Origin of the sequence: Paenarthrobacter sp. NPDC091711, from assembly GCF_044756605.1 — a bacterium.
GTDB lineage: Bacteria > Actinomycetota > Actinomycetes > Actinomycetales > Micrococcaceae > Arthrobacter.
In genome coordinates this window covers 88,684-104,309 of record NZ_JBIVTF010000004.1, presented here as the reverse complement: position 1 = coordinate 104,309, position 15,626 = coordinate 88,684, and the positions used below count along the sequence as shown (strand labels likewise).

14 protein-coding genes are annotated in these 15,626 nt (G+C 61.8%); 7 read left to right on the top strand and 7 right to left on the bottom strand.

The features are described 5' to 3' along the window. Positions 1–421 precede the first annotated feature (421 nt). The 6 genes from ACIQH5_RS08390 to ACIQH5_RS08365 all read left to right on the top strand — a co-directional run bounded on the left by ACIQH5_RS08390 (position 422) and on the right by ACIQH5_RS08365 (position 6,433). Positions 422–1,387, top strand: a complete 966-nt coding sequence (locus ACIQH5_RS08390; RefSeq protein ID WP_400402046.1) for a hypothetical protein — start codon at positions 422–424, stop codon at positions 1,385–1,387. Continuing rightward, complete coding sequence (locus ACIQH5_RS08385; RefSeq protein WP_400402044.1) at positions 1,384–2,073, top strand: DUF4129 domain-containing protein; 690 nt, start codon at positions 1,384–1,386, stop codon at positions 2,071–2,073. The genes ACIQH5_RS08390 and ACIQH5_RS08385 overlap by 4 nt, the downstream gene beginning before the upstream one ends. Then, positions 2,070–3,260, top strand: a complete 1,191-nt coding sequence (locus ACIQH5_RS08380) for a DUF4350 domain-containing protein (RefSeq protein WP_400402043.1) — start codon at positions 2,070–2,072, stop codon at positions 3,258–3,260. The genes ACIQH5_RS08385 and ACIQH5_RS08380 overlap by 4 nt, the downstream gene beginning before the upstream one ends. Next, positions 3,257–4,330 carry an AAA family ATPase gene (locus tag ACIQH5_RS08375; RefSeq protein ID WP_400402042.1) on the top strand — a complete coding sequence of 358 codons (1,074 nt, stop codon included), beginning with the start codon at positions 3,257–3,259 and terminating at the stop codon, positions 4,328–4,330. Before ACIQH5_RS08380 ends, ACIQH5_RS08375 begins: the two co-directional genes overlap by 4 nt. Before the next feature lie 32 nt (positions 4,331–4,362). Then, on the top strand, positions 4,363–5,655 hold the full coding sequence (locus ACIQH5_RS08370) for a DUF58 domain-containing protein (RefSeq protein ID WP_400402040.1): 1,293 nt from the start codon (positions 4,363–4,365) through the stop codon (positions 5,653–5,655). A 64-nt stretch (positions 5,656–5,719) separates the two neighbouring features. After that, a complete protein-coding gene (locus ACIQH5_RS08365; protein WP_400402039.1) occupies positions 5,720–6,433 on the top strand; it encodes a DUF4166 domain-containing protein in 714 nt (237 codons plus the stop codon). Positions 6,434–6,443: 10 nt separating this feature from the next. On the opposite strand, the gene ACIQH5_RS08360 is transcribed toward ACIQH5_RS08365, so the two are convergent. Both ACIQH5_RS08360 and ACIQH5_RS08355 read right to left on the bottom strand, forming a co-directional pair. Further along, positions 6,444–7,478 (bottom strand): hypothetical protein, encoded by a 1,035-nt coding sequence (locus ACIQH5_RS08360; protein ID WP_400402038.1) that lies wholly within the window; start codon positions 7,476–7,478, stop codon positions 6,444–6,446. A 3-nt stretch (positions 7,479–7,481) separates the two neighbouring features. Next, on the bottom strand, positions 7,482–7,871 hold the full coding sequence (locus tag ACIQH5_RS08355; RefSeq protein ID WP_400402036.1) for a chorismate mutase: 390 nt from the start codon (positions 7,869–7,871) through the stop codon (positions 7,482–7,484). A gap of 147 nt (positions 7,872–8,018) precedes the next feature. Here ACIQH5_RS08355 and ACIQH5_RS08350 point away from each other — a divergent pair, with 147 nt between their 5' ends. Further along, positions 8,019–8,675: an NADPH-dependent F420 reductase gene (locus ACIQH5_RS08350; RefSeq protein WP_400402035.1), complete on the top strand. Its 657-nt coding sequence runs from the start codon at positions 8,019–8,021 to the stop codon at positions 8,673–8,675. A 78-nt stretch (positions 8,676–8,753) separates the two neighbouring features. Here the strand turns inward: ACIQH5_RS08350 and ACIQH5_RS08345 are convergent, their stop codons facing one another. The 5 genes from ACIQH5_RS08345 to mnmA form a co-directional block, all read right to left on the bottom strand. After that, positions 8,754–10,460, bottom strand: a complete 1,707-nt coding sequence (locus ACIQH5_RS08345) for an ABC transporter ATP-binding protein (protein WP_400402034.1) — start codon at positions 10,458–10,460, stop codon at positions 8,754–8,756. Then, entirely contained in the window at positions 10,457–11,470 is a 1,014-nt protein-coding gene (locus tag ACIQH5_RS08340; RefSeq protein ID WP_400402032.1) for an ABC transporter permease, read from the bottom strand. The genes ACIQH5_RS08345 and ACIQH5_RS08340 overlap by 4 nt, the downstream gene beginning before the upstream one ends. A gap of 2 nt (positions 11,471–11,472) precedes the next feature. Continuing rightward, the gene (locus ACIQH5_RS08335; RefSeq protein ID WP_400402031.1) at positions 11,473–12,564 is read right to left on the bottom strand and encodes an ABC transporter permease; all 1,092 of its coding nucleotides are present in this window, start codon (positions 12,562–12,564) and stop codon (positions 11,473–11,475) included. A 129-nt stretch (positions 12,565–12,693) separates the two neighbouring features. Beyond that, entirely contained in the window at positions 12,694–14,322 is a 1,629-nt protein-coding gene (locus ACIQH5_RS08330) for an ABC transporter substrate-binding protein (RefSeq protein ID WP_400402030.1), read from the bottom strand. A 171-nt stretch (positions 14,323–14,493) separates the two neighbouring features. Continuing rightward, positions 14,494–15,615: a tRNA 2-thiouridine(34) synthase MnmA gene (mnmA, locus tag ACIQH5_RS08325; RefSeq protein ID WP_400402488.1), complete on the bottom strand. Its 1,122-nt coding sequence runs from the start codon at positions 15,613–15,615 to the stop codon at positions 14,494–14,496. Positions 15,616–15,626: the final 11 nt, after the last annotated feature.

Sequence of the window (15,626 nt, the reverse complement as noted above, 5' to 3'; positions counted from 1 at the left end):
CTATAGGCTGGGTGCGAAGGTCCGTGTTGGGGGACGTCGGGAGTCGGCGGGCCGGACCTTATGGGAGGGAATCGTGTCACAACCAGAGCACGGCCAGAATCCGCCGCCGGGCGGTCAGCCGGCGTGGGGAAACCAACCACAGTGGGGAAACCAACCACAGTGGGGCAACCAACCACAGTGGGGCAACCAACCACAGTGGGGAAACCAACCACAGTGGGGCGGGACCCAGGGATGGGCTGCCCCGCAGAGCGGCGGGCAAAACCACCCGGGTCAACCTCCTGCGGGATGGCCTCCGGGGCCACCTTATGGACAACCCTTCTACGTCGCTCCCCCCAAGCCCGGAATAATTCCCCTGCGGCCGCTGCAGTTCGGTGAGATTCTTGATGGCTCTTTCCAGACGATCCGCCGCAACGCTGCCTCCATGTTTGGCTCCGCGCTGATAGTTCAAGCCATCGGAGCAGTCCTGATCGGCATTGTCACTGTGGGCATGGTCCAGCTATCGACGTCCTTTGACTCCGTCAGTTCGGAAGCGGAGTTCGCCGATGCGATGGGCCCGTTCTTCGCGTTCATGGCCGGCACCCTGGGAGTTTCGGTGCTGATCGGGTTCCTGGGATCCGTCCTCCAAGGTGTCCTTGTGGTGCCGGTTTCCCGCTCGGTGCTCAACCGGCGGACAGGCTTCAAACAGATGTGGAAGCTGGCTGCCCCCCGGATTATGCCGTTGCTGGGCGTTGCCGCGCTGCTGACCCTGGGCGGCCTCCTGGCTGCTGCCGCGGTGATTGGGATTGCGATCTTGTTGTTCACCGCCATGGGACCTGCCGCGTTGGTGATCGTCCTTCCACTAGGGCTGGGCGCCATTGTGGTCTTTGTCTGGATTGGCCTGAAGGTGATGCTGGCCCCTGCCGTCATAGTGGTGGAACGGACCGGCGTTTACGACGGCTTGCTCCGGTCCTGGCAATTGACCAAGAACAACTGGTGGCGCATCTTCGGCATCACCCTTGTGGTGGCCATCATGGTGGGAGTCATCGCCCAAATTGTCCAAATTCCGGTGTCCTTGGTCTCCGCCGTCGTCGGTGGAGTAGTTGCTCCCCACCCGGACGCCGACTCGATGACCTCCACCCTGGTTCTGACTACCGTGATTTCCACGGCGATCGGGGCCTTGGTGGGGTCCGTAACGTTCGCCTTTCAGGCGTCCGTTTCCAGCCTGATCTACATGGACCTTCGTATGCGTCGGGACGGCCTGGACGTTGAACTGATGAGGCTGATGGAAACCGGTTCCGATCCTGATGGGATCCCCGGCGGACCATCCACTGTGCCCGGAAACACGGCCTGGCCACCGAGCGGGGGACAGTTTCCGTCCGCTCCCCCCGGGCAGCAACCCCAGGCATGAGAGCAGCCGCGATCGATGCTTTTTCGTCACAGTCCTTGGTGGAACCGCCTGTGACACCGGACCGCGACGAAGCGCGGCGCTGGGCCGTTGAGGAACTCTCCAATCCCCGGTACCCGGATGCAACGCCCGGCTGGCTGGAACAGCTGTGGCGGGATTTCCTGGATTGGCTTTCATCGTTGGAAGGTGGGTCAGGGACCGGCCCCAATCTTGCTGTTCCGCTGATGGTGGTTCTGGCTTTGGTGATCATCATCGCTGCCATCGTTTTCGTGCGGCCAAGGCTGAACGCCCGGAGGGCAAAAGAGTCCGGAGACCTTTACGGAGACGACAACACCGTCGACGCCGAGGGCTACCGTGCGAGGGCAGCGTCAGCAGCCGACGGCGGCAACTGGCCGGCCGCCGTCGTCGATCAGTTCCGTGCTCTTGTCCGCTCCGCCGAAGAGCGGGACATCATTGATGCTCGAGCCGGCAGGACTGCAGACGAAGCCGCCGCTCAACTCGGCGGAGTTTTTGGAGCGGCACAGGCCAAACTCATCGCCGCTGCCGGTATTTTCGACGCTGTGCGATACGGCGACCACCCCGCAACACGTGTGGACTATGAGTCGGTCCGCCAACTGGATACTGAACTTCTTGGCCTCAAGCCTGATTTTGCCGGACAGGCCCATGCCGGATTCGCGGTACCCCGATGACAACTAAAGAACACGTGGGCCAGGACAATGCCGCCGCAGGGCTTTCAGCCGGGCGGGGCTTCAAAGCCTGGTTCCGGAAGCACCTCGTGTGGATTGCCCTCGCGGCTCTCCTTGCTGGCCTGGTGATTTTTCTGGCTATTGACAGCGTTGCCGGTGCCACCGACTCCCGGCGCCTGTCCGCGCGGAACCCGGCACCGGATGGCGCTATGGCGGTGGCCGAAATCCTGGGGCGCCACGGTGTGTCGGTCACCCCGACAGACACGTTCGAGGACACCGTGGAAGCACTATCCAGCAGGGATGAAGCCACAGTCTTCCTCTTTGACGCACAGGGCTTTCTTGACCGATCCCAGCTTGAAGAGATCACAGCAGCAGCAGACCGTGTTGTGGTGGTGACACCGCGCCTCAGGACACTCAATGGCCTGGCGGAAGGGATCCGCCCTGGCGGGGTGGTTCCCGAAGCAACACAGGTAATTGAACCCGGCTGCACCCAGGACGATGCCTTGGAAGCCGGCCCGGTATCTGCTCAAGGGTCCGTCTTTTCAGGCCCCCTGGTTTGCTACGCCCCGCGTGGAAACGGACCCGGGTTATATGCATCATCGGCCGATGGCGGGGTCATAGTTTTGGGCAGCAGGGAGCTCTTGGACAATCAACACCTCGCCCTGGAGGGCAATGCCGCCCTCGCGCTCCGCACGTTGGGGAACAACGCGGACCTCGTGTGGTACATCCCCGGCGTCGGAGACATCCCGGCGTCCAGTTCGAGCCCTACCCTCAACGAGCTCGCGCCGCGTTGGCTTGCCTTCGCCGGCCCGTGGCTGGGTTTGGTAGCCCTGCTGGCCATCGCGTGGCGGGGCCGGCGCATGGGCCCCCTGGTTTTCGAGCCGCTGCCCGTGGTGGTCAAAGCCGCCGAAACAGCGGAAGGCCGTGCACGTCTCTACCAGGACTCACGTGCTGTGGAGCGGGCCGCCCGGAACTTGAGAGCAGGAACGCTGTCACGGCTGGCCCGGCATTTCAACCTTGGAGCTGACGCCACCACCGAAGCAATTTTGGACATAACAGCCCGCCATGTAGAGCTGCCGGCCACGGAAGTCCGGTCCGTCCTGATCGACTTCATGCCGCAAAGCGAAGGACAACTGGTGCAGTGGGCACAACAGATTGAACGAATCGAACAGGAAGCGATCGCCCGATGAGCAGCCACACGGACAGCAACAGCCACTACGCGGAGACGACGCCCCAGCAGGAATCCCTGCAGCACGAGGCGTCGCAGCACGAGGCGCCGCCTGCAGAAAACGGGCAGAGGCACCCCCTGGAGGATCCGGCACGCCAGTCGCTGCTCAACGTCAGGAGCGAGGTTGGAAAAGCTGTAGTCGGTCAGGACTCCACGGTTACCGGCATGCTGATCGCCCTGCTCTGCGGCGGACACGTTCTCCTTGAGGGCGTCCCCGGCGTGGCCAAGACCCTTCTGGTCAGGGCCTTGTCCACTGCGCTGAGCTTGGACACCAAACGCGTTCAGTTCACTCCGGACCTCATGCCGGGTGACGTCACGGGATCTTTGGTCTATGACTCTCATACGTCTGAGTTCACTTTCCGTGAGGGCCCGGTGTTCACCAACATCATGTTGGCCGATGAAATCAACAGAACCCCGCCGAAAACCCAGGCTTCACTCTTGGAAGCCATGGAAGAACGCCAGGTTTCCGTTGATGGCGTATCGCGTCCGCTTCCGAGCCCGTTCATTGTTGCGGCAACCCAGAACCCAGTGGAGTACGAGGGCACCTATCCCCTGCCAGAGGCACAACTGGACCGCTTTCTCCTCAAGCTGACCATGCCGCTGCCTGGACGGGCTGAGGAAATTGAAGTGATCCGCCGCCACGCCAGCGGATTTGATCCCCGAAACCTTGCCGCAGCCGGCGTGCGGCCGGTGGCTGGCGCCGTCGAACTTTCCAACGCCCAAGCGGCCGTTGCCCAAGTTGCTGTGGCCCCGGAGATCCTTGCCTACATTGTTGACGTCGTGCGTGCCACGAGGTCCGCACCTTCATTCCAACTCGGCGTTTCGCCCCGTGGGGCCACCGCGTTGCTCAAAACCTCCAAAGCCTGGGCATGGTTGTCAGGCAGGTCCTTCGTCACCCCGGATGATGTCAAAGCCTTGTCCTTGCCGTGCCTGCGGCACAGGGTAGGCCTGCGGCCGGAAGCCCAGATGGATGGCATCGTGGTGGACGATGTCCTGGGTAGCATCCTTGCGTCCGTCCCGGTACCCCGGTGATCACCGGACCGACGTTGGCCGAGGGGGCTTGAGTGGCCATTACGGGACGTTTCGTGTTGCTGGCTCTTCTGGGTCTGGTGCCTCTGGTGATTTTCCCCGCATGGAGCACCGTCCTGTTCGTTGGCGCGGGACTACTGCTTGTGCTGATCTTGGATCTGGTGCTGGCAGCATCGCCCGCACAGCTTGGCCTGGATCGCGTCCTGCCTGGAAACGTGACACTTGAGGGTAAAGCGGACTCCGTAGTGACCATCACCAACCCCACCCGGCGCAAGCTGCGGGCCGAAGTAAGGGACACCTGGCAGCCATCTGCGGGGGCGCTGAACCCGTCACAGTCCATGGTGGTGCCGCCAGGTGAGAGGCGCCGCATGACCGTGACGTTGGTCCCGCGTCGTCGCGGCGATCTCAAAAGCCCTCACGTCACCATCCGTTCCATGGGTCCTTTGGGCATGGCGGCAAGGCAGCGAACACGCGTCCTGCCCGGCCAGCTGCGGGTCCTCCCGCCGTTCCACTCGAAGCGTCATCTCCCGTCAAAACTCCGGAAGCTCCGGGAACTGGACGGCAGGGCCGCCGTGCAGATCCGTGGAGCAGGTACCGAATTCGATTCGTTGCGCGACTACGTCCGGGGTGACGATGTCCGCTCCATCGACTGGCGCGCCACCGCCCGACGCACCTCTGTTGTGGTGCGGACGTGGCGCCCGGAGCGTGACCGGCGAGTGGTGATCGTTCTTGATACTTCGCGGACAGCTGCCGCAAGAATCGAGGATGAACCACGGCTCGATACCGGCATTGAGGCGGCCCTGCTGCTCGCCGTGCTGGCTGAGCGCGGGGGCGACCGTGTGGACTTCCTCGCCTACGACCGCAGGCTCCGCGCAAGGGTTGAGTCGGCGTCAAAAGGGAACTTGCTGGGTCAGCTCGTCCAGTCCATGGCTCCTTTGGAGGCCGAACTGATCGAACTCGATTGGCAGCAGGTTCCGGCTCAGGTGCGTGCCGTCTCCGCGCACAGGTCAATGGTGGTGCTCCTGACGGCGCTCGACGGCGGTGCCCCCGAAGAAGGGCTCCTCCCCACGGTGGCTCAATTGTCCCGCCAACACGTTGTGGTGGTGGCATCAGTGAGGGATCCCCTTCTTTCTGCCATGAAGGAAGAGAGGACCACGGCCAGCCAGGTTTTCCGGGCAGCGGCGGCTGAACGCGCGCTGTTGGAACGCTCAGCGGTGATGGCTCAGCTCCGCCAACTCGGCGCCGAAGTGGTGGATGCCGAACCCCACGATGTTCCTCCCATGCTCGCTGATACGTATATACGGCTCAAAGCAGCCGGACGGCTCTAACGCGAGCTTATGCAGGCTCCGGTTTTCGGGTTCGCCCCAATGTTGTATTCAAGGAAGGAATGCCATGAATGCCCCGATCTACCAGCTGGCACTGGGCGAGGAGTTCGCCCGGCTTACCCCGCAGCTCCAGGAGTACTTTTCCTTGGCGGCCGGGTCCGGTTCCTATGGAATTGGCGAAGGCGTCTTTGACGTAGTGGGGTGCCGGCAAAAGTGGCTGCGGCCGTTCCTCGCCCTGACAGGAGGTGAGGAGGCGTTCTTTCCTGAATACGGCGAGGGTATCCCGTTCCGGATCGAAAACCACGCTCATGTGGATCCCTTCGGGCGTCCGGCCCTCACTGCTCGCCGGGAGATCTACTTCCCCTCGGGAACGCGGCTCTTCCACGATACGACCAGCGCCATCCTGCCCGCCCGCGCCGATCGAAACGCCCGCTTGGTGGACCATGTAGGCCGTTACCGCCGGCTGGTCACGGACCTGGATGTCAGCGTTACCGCCGAGGGCCGCCTCCGGGGTGTGTCCCAAGCGAGCAGGCTCTTCCTGGGGCCCCTGCGCATTCCACTGCCGGCAGCCCTCGACGCACGAGCGTATGCCGAACAATGGTGGGACAACGACGAGGGCAAGCACCGCATTCAGGTCAAGGTCATCCAGCCACAGATCGGTTTGGTTCTTGTTTATGCAGGGCGCTTCGACTACCGTCTCGTGCCGTACCTGCCGGGAGCAGCCCCCGGTACCTCGCTGCCCCGGTACGCGGAACCAGACCGCTGGGAGAAGAGATTCTGAGGTGTTCCAGTCAGCCCTGAGCCAGCTGGTCCAATCCGTCAGCCACGTGGGTCAGCTTCTTCAGAACATCTTTGGCCGTCGAAGGATTGAAGTCCGCCAGTCCCGTCGAGGGCGTGACCCGGAGCCCGGCCAATCCGGAAGCCGGAAGGCCAAGCTGGCGCCACGGCTTCCAGATGCTTTCAATGACCTCGGCCGTGCGTGGTAGTTGGGCCTGAGGTTTGTTGGTGGAAAGCGCCCCTGCCCAAACGCGTTTTCCGGCTTCGACGGCTGCGGCGAGTTGCTCCCACTGACGCGACGTCAGGGCCTTCAGGGGCACCGCGACGCCGTCTGCCCCGGCGGCAAGTATCCGCTCGATGGGCGCTTCGATTTCCGGGACAGAGACCACGGTCTCGACCACGCCCGCAGACTTCAGGGCATCAATGACCACCCGCCATGCCCCTGTGACTTCCTCACCGGATATGGACCGCAGCGTGCGGTAGCCACTGGCCGTGGGGATCGTGCCTGCCATGACGGAGGCAATGTCCGGTTCATCGATCTGGACCACCAAGCGGGAGCCCGGAACGGCCGCAGCGATGCGCCTGAGGTGCCCTCCGACGCCGGCGGCCAGGGATTCCGCAATGTCCCTGCGGGCGCCGTAGTCCAACAGTGCCCGTTCTCCGCTGTGCAGGTGAAGATTGGCCGCGAGGCTCATGGGTCCCAACAATTGGATCTTGAACTCCGTTGCTGAAACATCCTCGGAACCGGCGACGTCGGCCAGAATGTTGATGTCCGTCGATAATGCCGAGCTGGCGCGCCTGGCGTCCTTCCCGGGCCTGTCCACCAGGCGCCAACCGTGCGGCTGGACGTCCAACGCCAGGTCAACCAGCAGGGAGCCAGTCCGGCCGACGCCATCCGAGCCCACCCCTCGATCCGGCAGTTCAGGCAGGAAAGGAAGATGGGGGTCGCCCAACTCGCCCCGTATGATCCGGGTTGCCTCCGTGGGATCGGTGCCTGGCCACGGCCCGAGCCCGGTGGCGCTTGCGCGCACGCTATCCAATTCCGTCACGGGTCACGCCTGCTGGCTGGAGATCTGGTGATCCTCGGCGATGGCCTCGTGGTGGCGGATCACTTCACTGATGATGAAGTTGAGGAATTTCTCTGCAAAAGCCGGATCAAGGTGCGCGTCCTCCGCGAGCCTGCGCAGGCGGGCGATCTGGGCGGATTCGCGGCCCGGATCTCCGGCGGGAAGCTTGTGGGTGGCCTTCAGGATGCCAACTTTTTGGGTGGCTTTGAAGCGTTCCGCAAGCAGGAATACCAGTGTTGCGTCAATGTTGTCGATGCTGGACCGGATGGACAGCAGCTCGTCCATGACGGCACGGTCCACCTGGCCGGCTAAGGAGCTCGCTGCCGGGTTGAAGGAATCGGCGTCGTGGGGAAGGGGGTTGTTCTGCTCGGTCATGCACCCCAGTCTATGGTGCGGGGCGGTGCCGTCGCGGGTGTTACCTCCTGGCCAGCAGAAGCAGAGTCGGGCAAAGACGGCGGTATCGTCGCCGCCGTTATCGGAGCAGAATGGCAGCATCATTTCTGATTCAGCGAAGGAAACTCCATGAAGATCGCGGTTCTGGGCACTGGAATGGTGGGACACGCTCTCGCCGGGAAGTTCGTGGCCCTGGGGCACGAGGTCATGATGGGCTCGCGTGAGTCAGGCAATCCGAAAGGCGTGGAGTGGGCCCGCACTTCAGGTCCGCTTGCCCATGCGGGCTCCTTTGCGGAAGCGGCTGCACGTTCGGAGCTGTTGGTTAATGCCACCCCGGGTACGGTGAGCTTGGCTGCCTTGGCAGAAGCAGGCGAGGCGAATCTCAATGGCAAGATCCTCTTGGATGTCTCCAATGCCTTGGATCCAACGAGTGGTTTCCCGCCCTCCCTGACCGTATGCAACACGGATAGCATCGCGGAGTCCATTCAACGGACCTTCCCTGAAGTACGAGTGGTCAAGTCCTTGAACACGGTCAGCGCTCCGGTGATGGTGGACCCAGGGATGCTCCCCGGACCACACGACATTTTCATGGCAGGCAACGATGAGACGGCAAAGACAACTGTCTCCGGGCTCCTGCAGGCATTTGGCTGGGCGCCCGATCACATCAGGGATCTGGGTGGACTCGATGCCGCCCGCGGCCTGGAGATGTGGCTTCCACTGTGGCTTCGTATTTTCATGCAACAGCCTCACGGAAAGATGTTCAACATTGGCATCGTCTCCGAATAACTCCGTATTAAGCGGCGAAGACACGCCCTACGCATATGAGGGGCGTGTCTTCGCCGCTTCTGACTTTCCTGGAACGGTTTAGCCGCCCAACAGCGAGCGGTGCGCTTCCCGCCGTCGTGCTTGCTCATCGGGGTCCGGTACAGGCAGCGAAGCGATGAGCCGCTTGGTGTAGTCGTGTTGCGGTGATCCCATCACCTGATTGCCAATGCCTTGCTCCACCAGCCGGCCCTTGTACAACACGCCAACCCAGTGGGACAACATGTCCACTACTGCGAGGTCGTGGCTGATGAACAGAGCCGCGAAACCGTACTGCTCTTGGATGTCTTTGAACAGGTCCAGGACTTTCGCCTGCACGGAGACGTCCAGCGCGGATGTGGGTTCGTCGGCGATCAACAGGCGCGGGTTGAGCGCAAGCGATCTCGCCAAGGAGGCACGCTGCCGCTGCCCACCGGACAGCTCGTGCGGGTATCGTTCCGCGTACGACGCCGGCAGCTGGACTGATTCGAGCAGCTCACCTACCTTCTTCCTCGCCTCAGCGGCTCCTGGCCGGGTGTGGATCAGGAGCGGTTCGGCCACGCACTCGCCGATGGTGAGGTGCGGGTTGAAGGACGCCGCCGGATCTTGGAACACGAAACCGATGTCCTTGCGGAGCGGACGGAAGGTTCGCTCCCTAAAGTCCAACATCTCGTACCCAAGGACCTTCAGGCTGCCGCCCGTGGTCCGGGTCAGGCCGGCAATGGCTCGTCCGATGGTTGATTTTCCGGAACCGGACTCACCCACCAATCCAAAGACCTCATTTTCGGACACCGTAAAGCTGACATCATCCACGGCCTTGAATCCGTGCCTGCCGAACCGCCCGGGGTATTCGATGGTGAGGTTCTTTGCCTCCACCAGGATTTTGCCATCTTGGTGGAGTCGGCCTCGGGCGCCCTCGGATGCGGAGTTTCGTCCGAGGTGCGGCACAGCGGCGAGCAGCTTCTTTGTGTACTCCTGCCGGGGTTCAGCAAAAAGGACCTTGGCGCGAGCTTCCTCCACAACATCACCCTGGTACATGACCACAACACGGTCGGCCAGATCCGCCACTACTCCCATGTTGTGGGTGATGAGCACGATCGAGGTGCCGTAGTTGTCCCTCAAATCGCGCAGGAGCTGGAGGATTTCGGCCTGGACTGTGACATCCAAGGCCGTGGTGGGCTCATCGGCCACGATCAGCCCGGGGTTGAGCGCCAACGCCGCAGCGATGACCACGCGTTGCTTCTGGCCACCGGAGAACTGGTGTGGATAGTAGTTGACCCGCGTTTCAGGGTCAGGGATGCCCACCTTGCGAAGTGCCTCGGTTGCCCTTTCCTTGGCTTCCTTGGCGGAGATGCGCCGCCCGTCCGTGGAGTGCGCCCGGATGCCTTCGGCTATCTGCCAACCCACGGTGAACACCGGATTCAGCGCCGTGGAGGGCTCCTGAAATACCATGGCCACATCGCGGCCCCGGATTTTGCGGAGGGTGGATTGGCTGACGCTAATGACGTTGTTGCCGTTGATCACCACGGCTCCGGAGCTGATGGCGGTTTCCGGAAGCAGGCCCAGGATGGTCTTGGCCGTCACCGTTTTGCCGGAGCCCGATTCACCCACGATGGCCACAACTTCACCGGCTCCAACGTTCAGGCTTACATCTTTGACAGCATGAACGTCCCCGCCGTCCGTGGCGAAGGTGACTTGGAGCCTATCAATAGTGAGTACCGGCTGATCGGTGCCTGTCCGGTCTGAGACGTTTCCAAGGTTGGTGGTCATGACTTCCCTGCCTCTGCCGGGTTTGTTGGCGATTCTGGTCCCGCTGCGGATGCCGGGGCTGGTGTACGGCCTGCGCGTTTGCGGCCACGGATCCGGGGATCGTTGAGGTCGTTGATGCTTTCGCCCACCAGGGTCAGCCCCAGGACGGTCAGAACGATGGCGATGCCGGGGAAGACGCCGGTCCACCAAATACCGGATGAGGTATCAGCCAGTGCTTTGTTGAGGTCGAAGCCCCATTCGGCCGCGGACGTCGGCTCGATCCCGAAGCCAAGGAACCCCAGTCCGGCAAGGGTCAGGATCGCTTCGGAGGCGTTGAGGGTGAACATGAGCGGCAGGGTCCGGGTGGCGTTCTTGAAAATGTGCCGCCCAATGATGCGTACACTGGACGCCCCCAAGACCTTGGCTGATTCCACAAACGGCTCAGCCTTGAGCCGGATGGTCTCTGCACGTATGACCCGGAAGTACTGAGGCACAAAAACCACGGTGATGGAGAAAGCACAGGAGAAGATGCCGCCCCAGAAGCTGGATTGCCCGCGGCTGATCACAATGGAAATCACGATTGCCAGGAGCAAGGTTGGAAAGGCGTAGATAGCGTCTGCCACAACTACCAGGATCCGGTCCAGCCAACCTCCGAAGTAGCCGCTGAGAAGCCCAAGGACCACACCGAGGAACAGGGACATGGCCACGGACACAATGATGACTGTCACCGCGGTTTGGGAACCCCAAACGACCCGTGACAGGACGTCGTAACCGCCAACAGTTGTTCCCAGCAAGTGTTTGGCGCCGGGAGCTTCCTGGGTGGGAAACGAACCGGAGTCATCGCTGAGTTGGGAGTATCCATAGGGAGCAAGGAGGGGGGCGAAGATACTGGTCAGCAGGAAGATTCCGCTGAGGACAACACCCACAATGAGCATGCCCCGCTGAAGGCCTACGCTCTTCTTCAGGTGGCTGATCACAGGAAGCCGGGAGAACAAGGGCTCCTTGGGTCGCGTTAGCTGAGGAGTGCTCATGGTCAGTACCTCACTCGGGGGTCGATGAGCGCGGCAATGATATCCACGATGAAGTTGGTGACGGCGACGATGATGGCCAGCAGCACCACTATGCCTTGGACGGCCACGAAGTCGCGGGCATTCAAGTACTGCACCAGCTGGTAGCCCAGGCCCTTCCACTCAAAGGTGGTTTCGGTGAGGATGGCGCCGCCGAGCATCAGGGCTATTTGCAGGCCCATGACGGTAATGATGGGAATCAGTGCCGGTTTGTAGGCGTGCTTGGTCACCAGCCGGAACTCGCTGACGCCCCTTGAGCGCCCTGCCTCGATGTAGTCCTTCCCCAGGGTTCCGATCACGTTGGTGCGGACCAGGCGAAGGAAAACACCGGCGGTGAGTAAGCCCAGTGCGATCGCCGGGAGGACTGCGTGGGAAACAATGTCACCGAGTGCCGTGAAGTTTCCACTGCGCAGCGCGTCCAGCCAGTAGATACCGGAGGGGGCTGCCAAAGCGCTCATGGTGAGTTCCGTACGCGTGGAGGCACGGCCGGCTACCGGGAACCAGCCGAGCCATACGGAAAACGTCAGCTTGAGGAGCAGTCCCGAGAAGAAAACCGGGGTTGCGTAGCAGAGGATGGCGAAAAACCTCAACAGGGCATCGGGGGTCTTATCCCGGTGTTGGGCGGCGACAAGCCCGAACGGGATACCGACTGCGAGGGCCACGATCAGTGCGTTGATGGAGAGCTCGAGGGTGGCTGCGCCGAAAGTGGTCAGCACCTCCAGTACGGGACGCCGGTCAGTAATGGTGGTTCCGAAATTCCCGGTGATCAGCTGGCCAAGGTACTCGAAGTACTGAACCAGGACCGGACGGTCATACCCGGCGTCGTGGATGCGTTGGGCCAGGACGTCCGGGGGCAGGCGTCCGCCTTGAGATGCGGTGATGGGATCTCCGATGACCCTCATCAGGAAGAAGACCAGTGTTACCAGAATAAAAACGGTGGGAATGATCAGGAAGAACCTGATCACGATGTACCTCCCCAGCCCTCCCCCGGCTTTGGACTTGCTCTTGGGAGCAACGATCCCGGGCTCCGCCTCAGGGACCTCAATAAGTGTTGTCATGTGTTACCTGCATTTCCTGCCCGTGGATTACGCGGGGTTGTCTCATGCGTGCCGGCCACGTTGGTGGTCAGCAAAGGAGGCGGGACACCGGATCAGTGTCCCGCCTCCCTTCTCATCGCAAAGGTGCGGTTACTTGGAAATTACGCCCAGGCGGAATTTGAAGGACGGATCCAGGGTCTTCTCAACTCCATTGACGCCGCTTCCGGCTACCGCCACCTGCGCGCCCTGAAGCAGCGGCAGTGTGGAGATGTCCTTGGCGAGGGCGGTCTGGACTTCCTTGATGGCCGCTTCGCGCTTGGTCTTGTCCGCTTCGGTGAGCTGCTTGCCGATGAGATCGTTGACCGTGGCGTTGTTGTAGTGGTTCTTCAGGAAGCCGCCCTCAGGGAAGAACGGGGTGAGGTAGTTGTCGGCATCGCTGAAGTCCGGGAACCAGCCAAACTGGAACACCGGGTATTCGTCCGCACGGCTGGCCTTGCTGTACGTGACCCATTCAGTGGACTGCAGGTTCACAGTGAAGAGCCCGGACTTTTCCAGCTGCTCTTTGACCATGGCGTATTCATCTCCGGAGGATCCGCCGTAGTGGTCCGGGTTGTACTGCAGGTTCAGGGCCACAGGTTCAGTAATGCCGGCGTCCGTCAAGACCTTCTTGGCCTTGTCCAGGCTGGGCTTTCCGTCATCGCCGTAGGCATCCTTGAAGGACTCGTTGGCACCGAGGAATCCGCTGGGAACATTGGAGTACAGGGGCAGGTAGGTGCCCTTGTAGACCTGATCAGCGATCGCTTGACGGTCAACGAGGTTGGCTACGGCCTGGCGAACGGCCAGTGCCTTCGCTGCGTCCGCGCCGGCCGCTTTGGTTCCATAAGGCATGGTGTCGAAGTTGAAGGTGACGTAACGTATCTCGCCACCCGGACCGGTGAGGACCTTGACCTTGGAATCCTTGCGGAGATCGTCAATGTCCGTGGCGCTGAGGCTGCGGAAAGCGACGTCAATGGCTCCTTGCTGGATTTCCAGCTTCAGGTTGGTTGGGCTGGCGTAGTACTTGATGGTGGCGGCATCGTTGGCCGGCTTGCCAAGAACACCCTGGTAATCCGCAAAGGCCTTGAAGCTGACAAGTTCGTTCTTCTTGTAGCTGTCAATCGTGTATTGGCCGTAGAACGCGTTGGCCTTGATGATCTCGTCGTCTGACAGGATCTTGTCTGCCGGGAAGACTTCATCGTCCACGATCGGCGCGGCGGGGCTGCTGAGGATCTGGCTGAACGTCTGGTCGTTGGCGTTCTTCAACTTGAACACCACTGTGGTGGCGTCCGGTGTGCTCACGCTTTCGATGTTGGTCAGCAGCGACGCTGGCCCGGCGGGGTCGTTGATTGCCACCTGCCGATCGAAGGAATGCTTCACGTCTTTGGAATCCAAGGTGTGGCCGTTGGCCCACTTGAGCCCGGACTTGAGCTTGACGGTGTACTCCGACGGCGCCGTGAACGACGACGATTCAGCGAGGTCCGGAACGGGTTCCGCACCTCCGGGCTTGGAATTGAGCAGGAATGAGTAGACCTGGTTCATCACCATAAATGAACCGTTGTCATAGGATCCTGCGGGGTCCAGCGACGTGACTTTGTCAGTAGTGCCGTAGGCGATGGGGCCTGCGGCCGCCGGAGCGGAGGATGAGCCGCCGCCGGAGGGTCCCGTGCATGCCGTCAAGGCGAGCGCGGAGATGCCCGCCAGCGCGATAACGCCGTGCAGGGCCTTCTTGTTCAGTGCCATCTGGTGAACCTTCTGTTCGATGGATTCGGCGCGCCGCCGTGGGTAATTTGTGACGGAGCGCACTCTTGATTCCACGATTCAACCAGACTTCAAAGGCTGCGAACCCCTCATTTTGTGATTCGAGACACAAAATTTACTTTCCAGTAGGTTTCGCTGCGAGAGCCTTAGCTCTTAGAGAGCTTCCCTCTGTAGGGAACGGGCAGCATCAATGGTTGCCTGTCCCAGTACCCGGCTGCCTTGATAGAGAACCACGGTCTGCCCCGGAGCGACGCCGCGCAACGGGTCTGTCAGCGTAACGACGAGTTGGGCTCTCTCCACACCGGAATCATCAGCGACGGTTTCCACGCGGGCGATCGCCGGAACGGGGTCGCCGTGGGCCCTGACCTGGGCATGGCAGTCGAACTCAACGCCAGTGGTCACTTCGGCAATAGGCAATCCGGCCCAGGAAACCTTGATGCCGCGGATCTCGTCGATTGCCAGCAGGGCTTCCGGTCCCACAACCACTTTGTTTTCCTTGGGACGGATCTCCAAGACGAACCGCGGCTTGCCATCTGCCGCGGGCGTGCCCAATTTCAGGCCTCGACGCTGCCCCACCGTAAAGGCGTTGGCGCCCGGATGCTCGCCGACTTTGGCACCCGTTTCGTCAACGATGTCCCCGGTGGTCATGTCAATCTTTTCGGCCAGCCATCCGCGGGTATCGCCATCGGAGATAAAGCAGATGTCGTGGCTGTCCGGCTTGTTGGCCACGGACAAGCCCCGGCGCTCCGCCTCTGCACGTACCTCGGCCTTGGACGGAGTGTCCGCCAACGGGAACATGGAGTGCTTCAGTTGCTCATGGGTCAATACACCCAGAACGTAGCTCTGGTCCTTGGCCCAATCTGCCGCGCGGTGGAGCTCCCGGTTACCGTCGGCGTCTTCGATGACCTTTGCGTAGTGTCCGGTGCATACGGCGTCGAAACCCAAGGCGATGGCCTTCTCCAGAAGGGCTGCGAACTTGATCCGCTCGTTGCATCGCATGCACGGGTTCGGTGTCCTGCCGGCGGCGTACTCGTCAATGAAATCCTGGACGACGTCTTCCTTGAAGCGCTCCGAGAAGTCCCACACGTAGTAGGGAATTCCCAGGACATCGCAGGCTCGCCAAGCATCGCGCGAATCTTCGATGGTGCAGCAGCCTCGGCTTCCCGTGCGCAGGGTGCCAGGCATGCGCGACAAAGCAAGATGGACTCCGACGACGTCGTGTCCGGCCTCGACGGCCCGGGCTGCGGCCACGGCGGAGTCAACTCCGCCGCTCATTGCTGCAAGTA

Coding starts and splice junctions, on each gene's coding strand:
- ACIQH5_RS08335 (WP_400402031.1), bottom strand. CDS start 12,564: ATGACAACACTTATTGAGGTCCCTGAGGCGGAGCCCGGGATCGTTGCT.
- ACIQH5_RS08345 (WP_400402034.1), bottom strand. CDS start 10,460: ATGACCACCAACCTTGGAAACGTCTCAGACCGGACAGGCACCGATCAG.
- ACIQH5_RS08350 (WP_400402035.1), top strand. CDS start 8,019: ATGAAGATCGCGGTTCTGGGCACTGGAATGGTGGGACACGCTCTCGCC.
- mnmA (WP_400402488.1), bottom strand. CDS start 15,615: ATGAGCGGCGGAGTTGACTCCGCCGTGGCCGCAGCCCGGGCCGTCGAG.
- ACIQH5_RS08380 (WP_400402043.1), top strand. CDS start 2,070: ATGACAACTAAAGAACACGTGGGCCAGGACAATGCCGCCGCAGGGCTT.
- ACIQH5_RS08330 (WP_400402030.1), bottom strand. CDS start 14,322: ATGGCACTGAACAAGAAGGCCCTGCACGGCGTTATCGCGCTGGCGGGC.
- ACIQH5_RS08340 (WP_400402032.1), bottom strand. CDS start 11,470: ATGAGCACTCCTCAGCTAACGCGACCCAAGGAGCCCTTGTTCTCCCGG.
- ACIQH5_RS08375 (WP_400402042.1), top strand. CDS start 3,257: ATGAGCAGCCACACGGACAGCAACAGCCACTACGCGGAGACGACGCCC.
- ACIQH5_RS08365 (WP_400402039.1), top strand. CDS start 5,720: ATGAATGCCCCGATCTACCAGCTGGCACTGGGCGAGGAGTTCGCCCGG.
- ACIQH5_RS08390 (WP_400402046.1), top strand. CDS start 422: ATGTTTGGCTCCGCGCTGATAGTTCAAGCCATCGGAGCAGTCCTGATC.
- ACIQH5_RS08385 (WP_400402044.1), top strand. CDS start 1,384: ATGAGAGCAGCCGCGATCGATGCTTTTTCGTCACAGTCCTTGGTGGAA.
- ACIQH5_RS08355 (WP_400402036.1), bottom strand. CDS start 7,871: ATGACCGAGCAGAACAACCCCCTTCCCCACGACGCCGATTCCTTCAAC.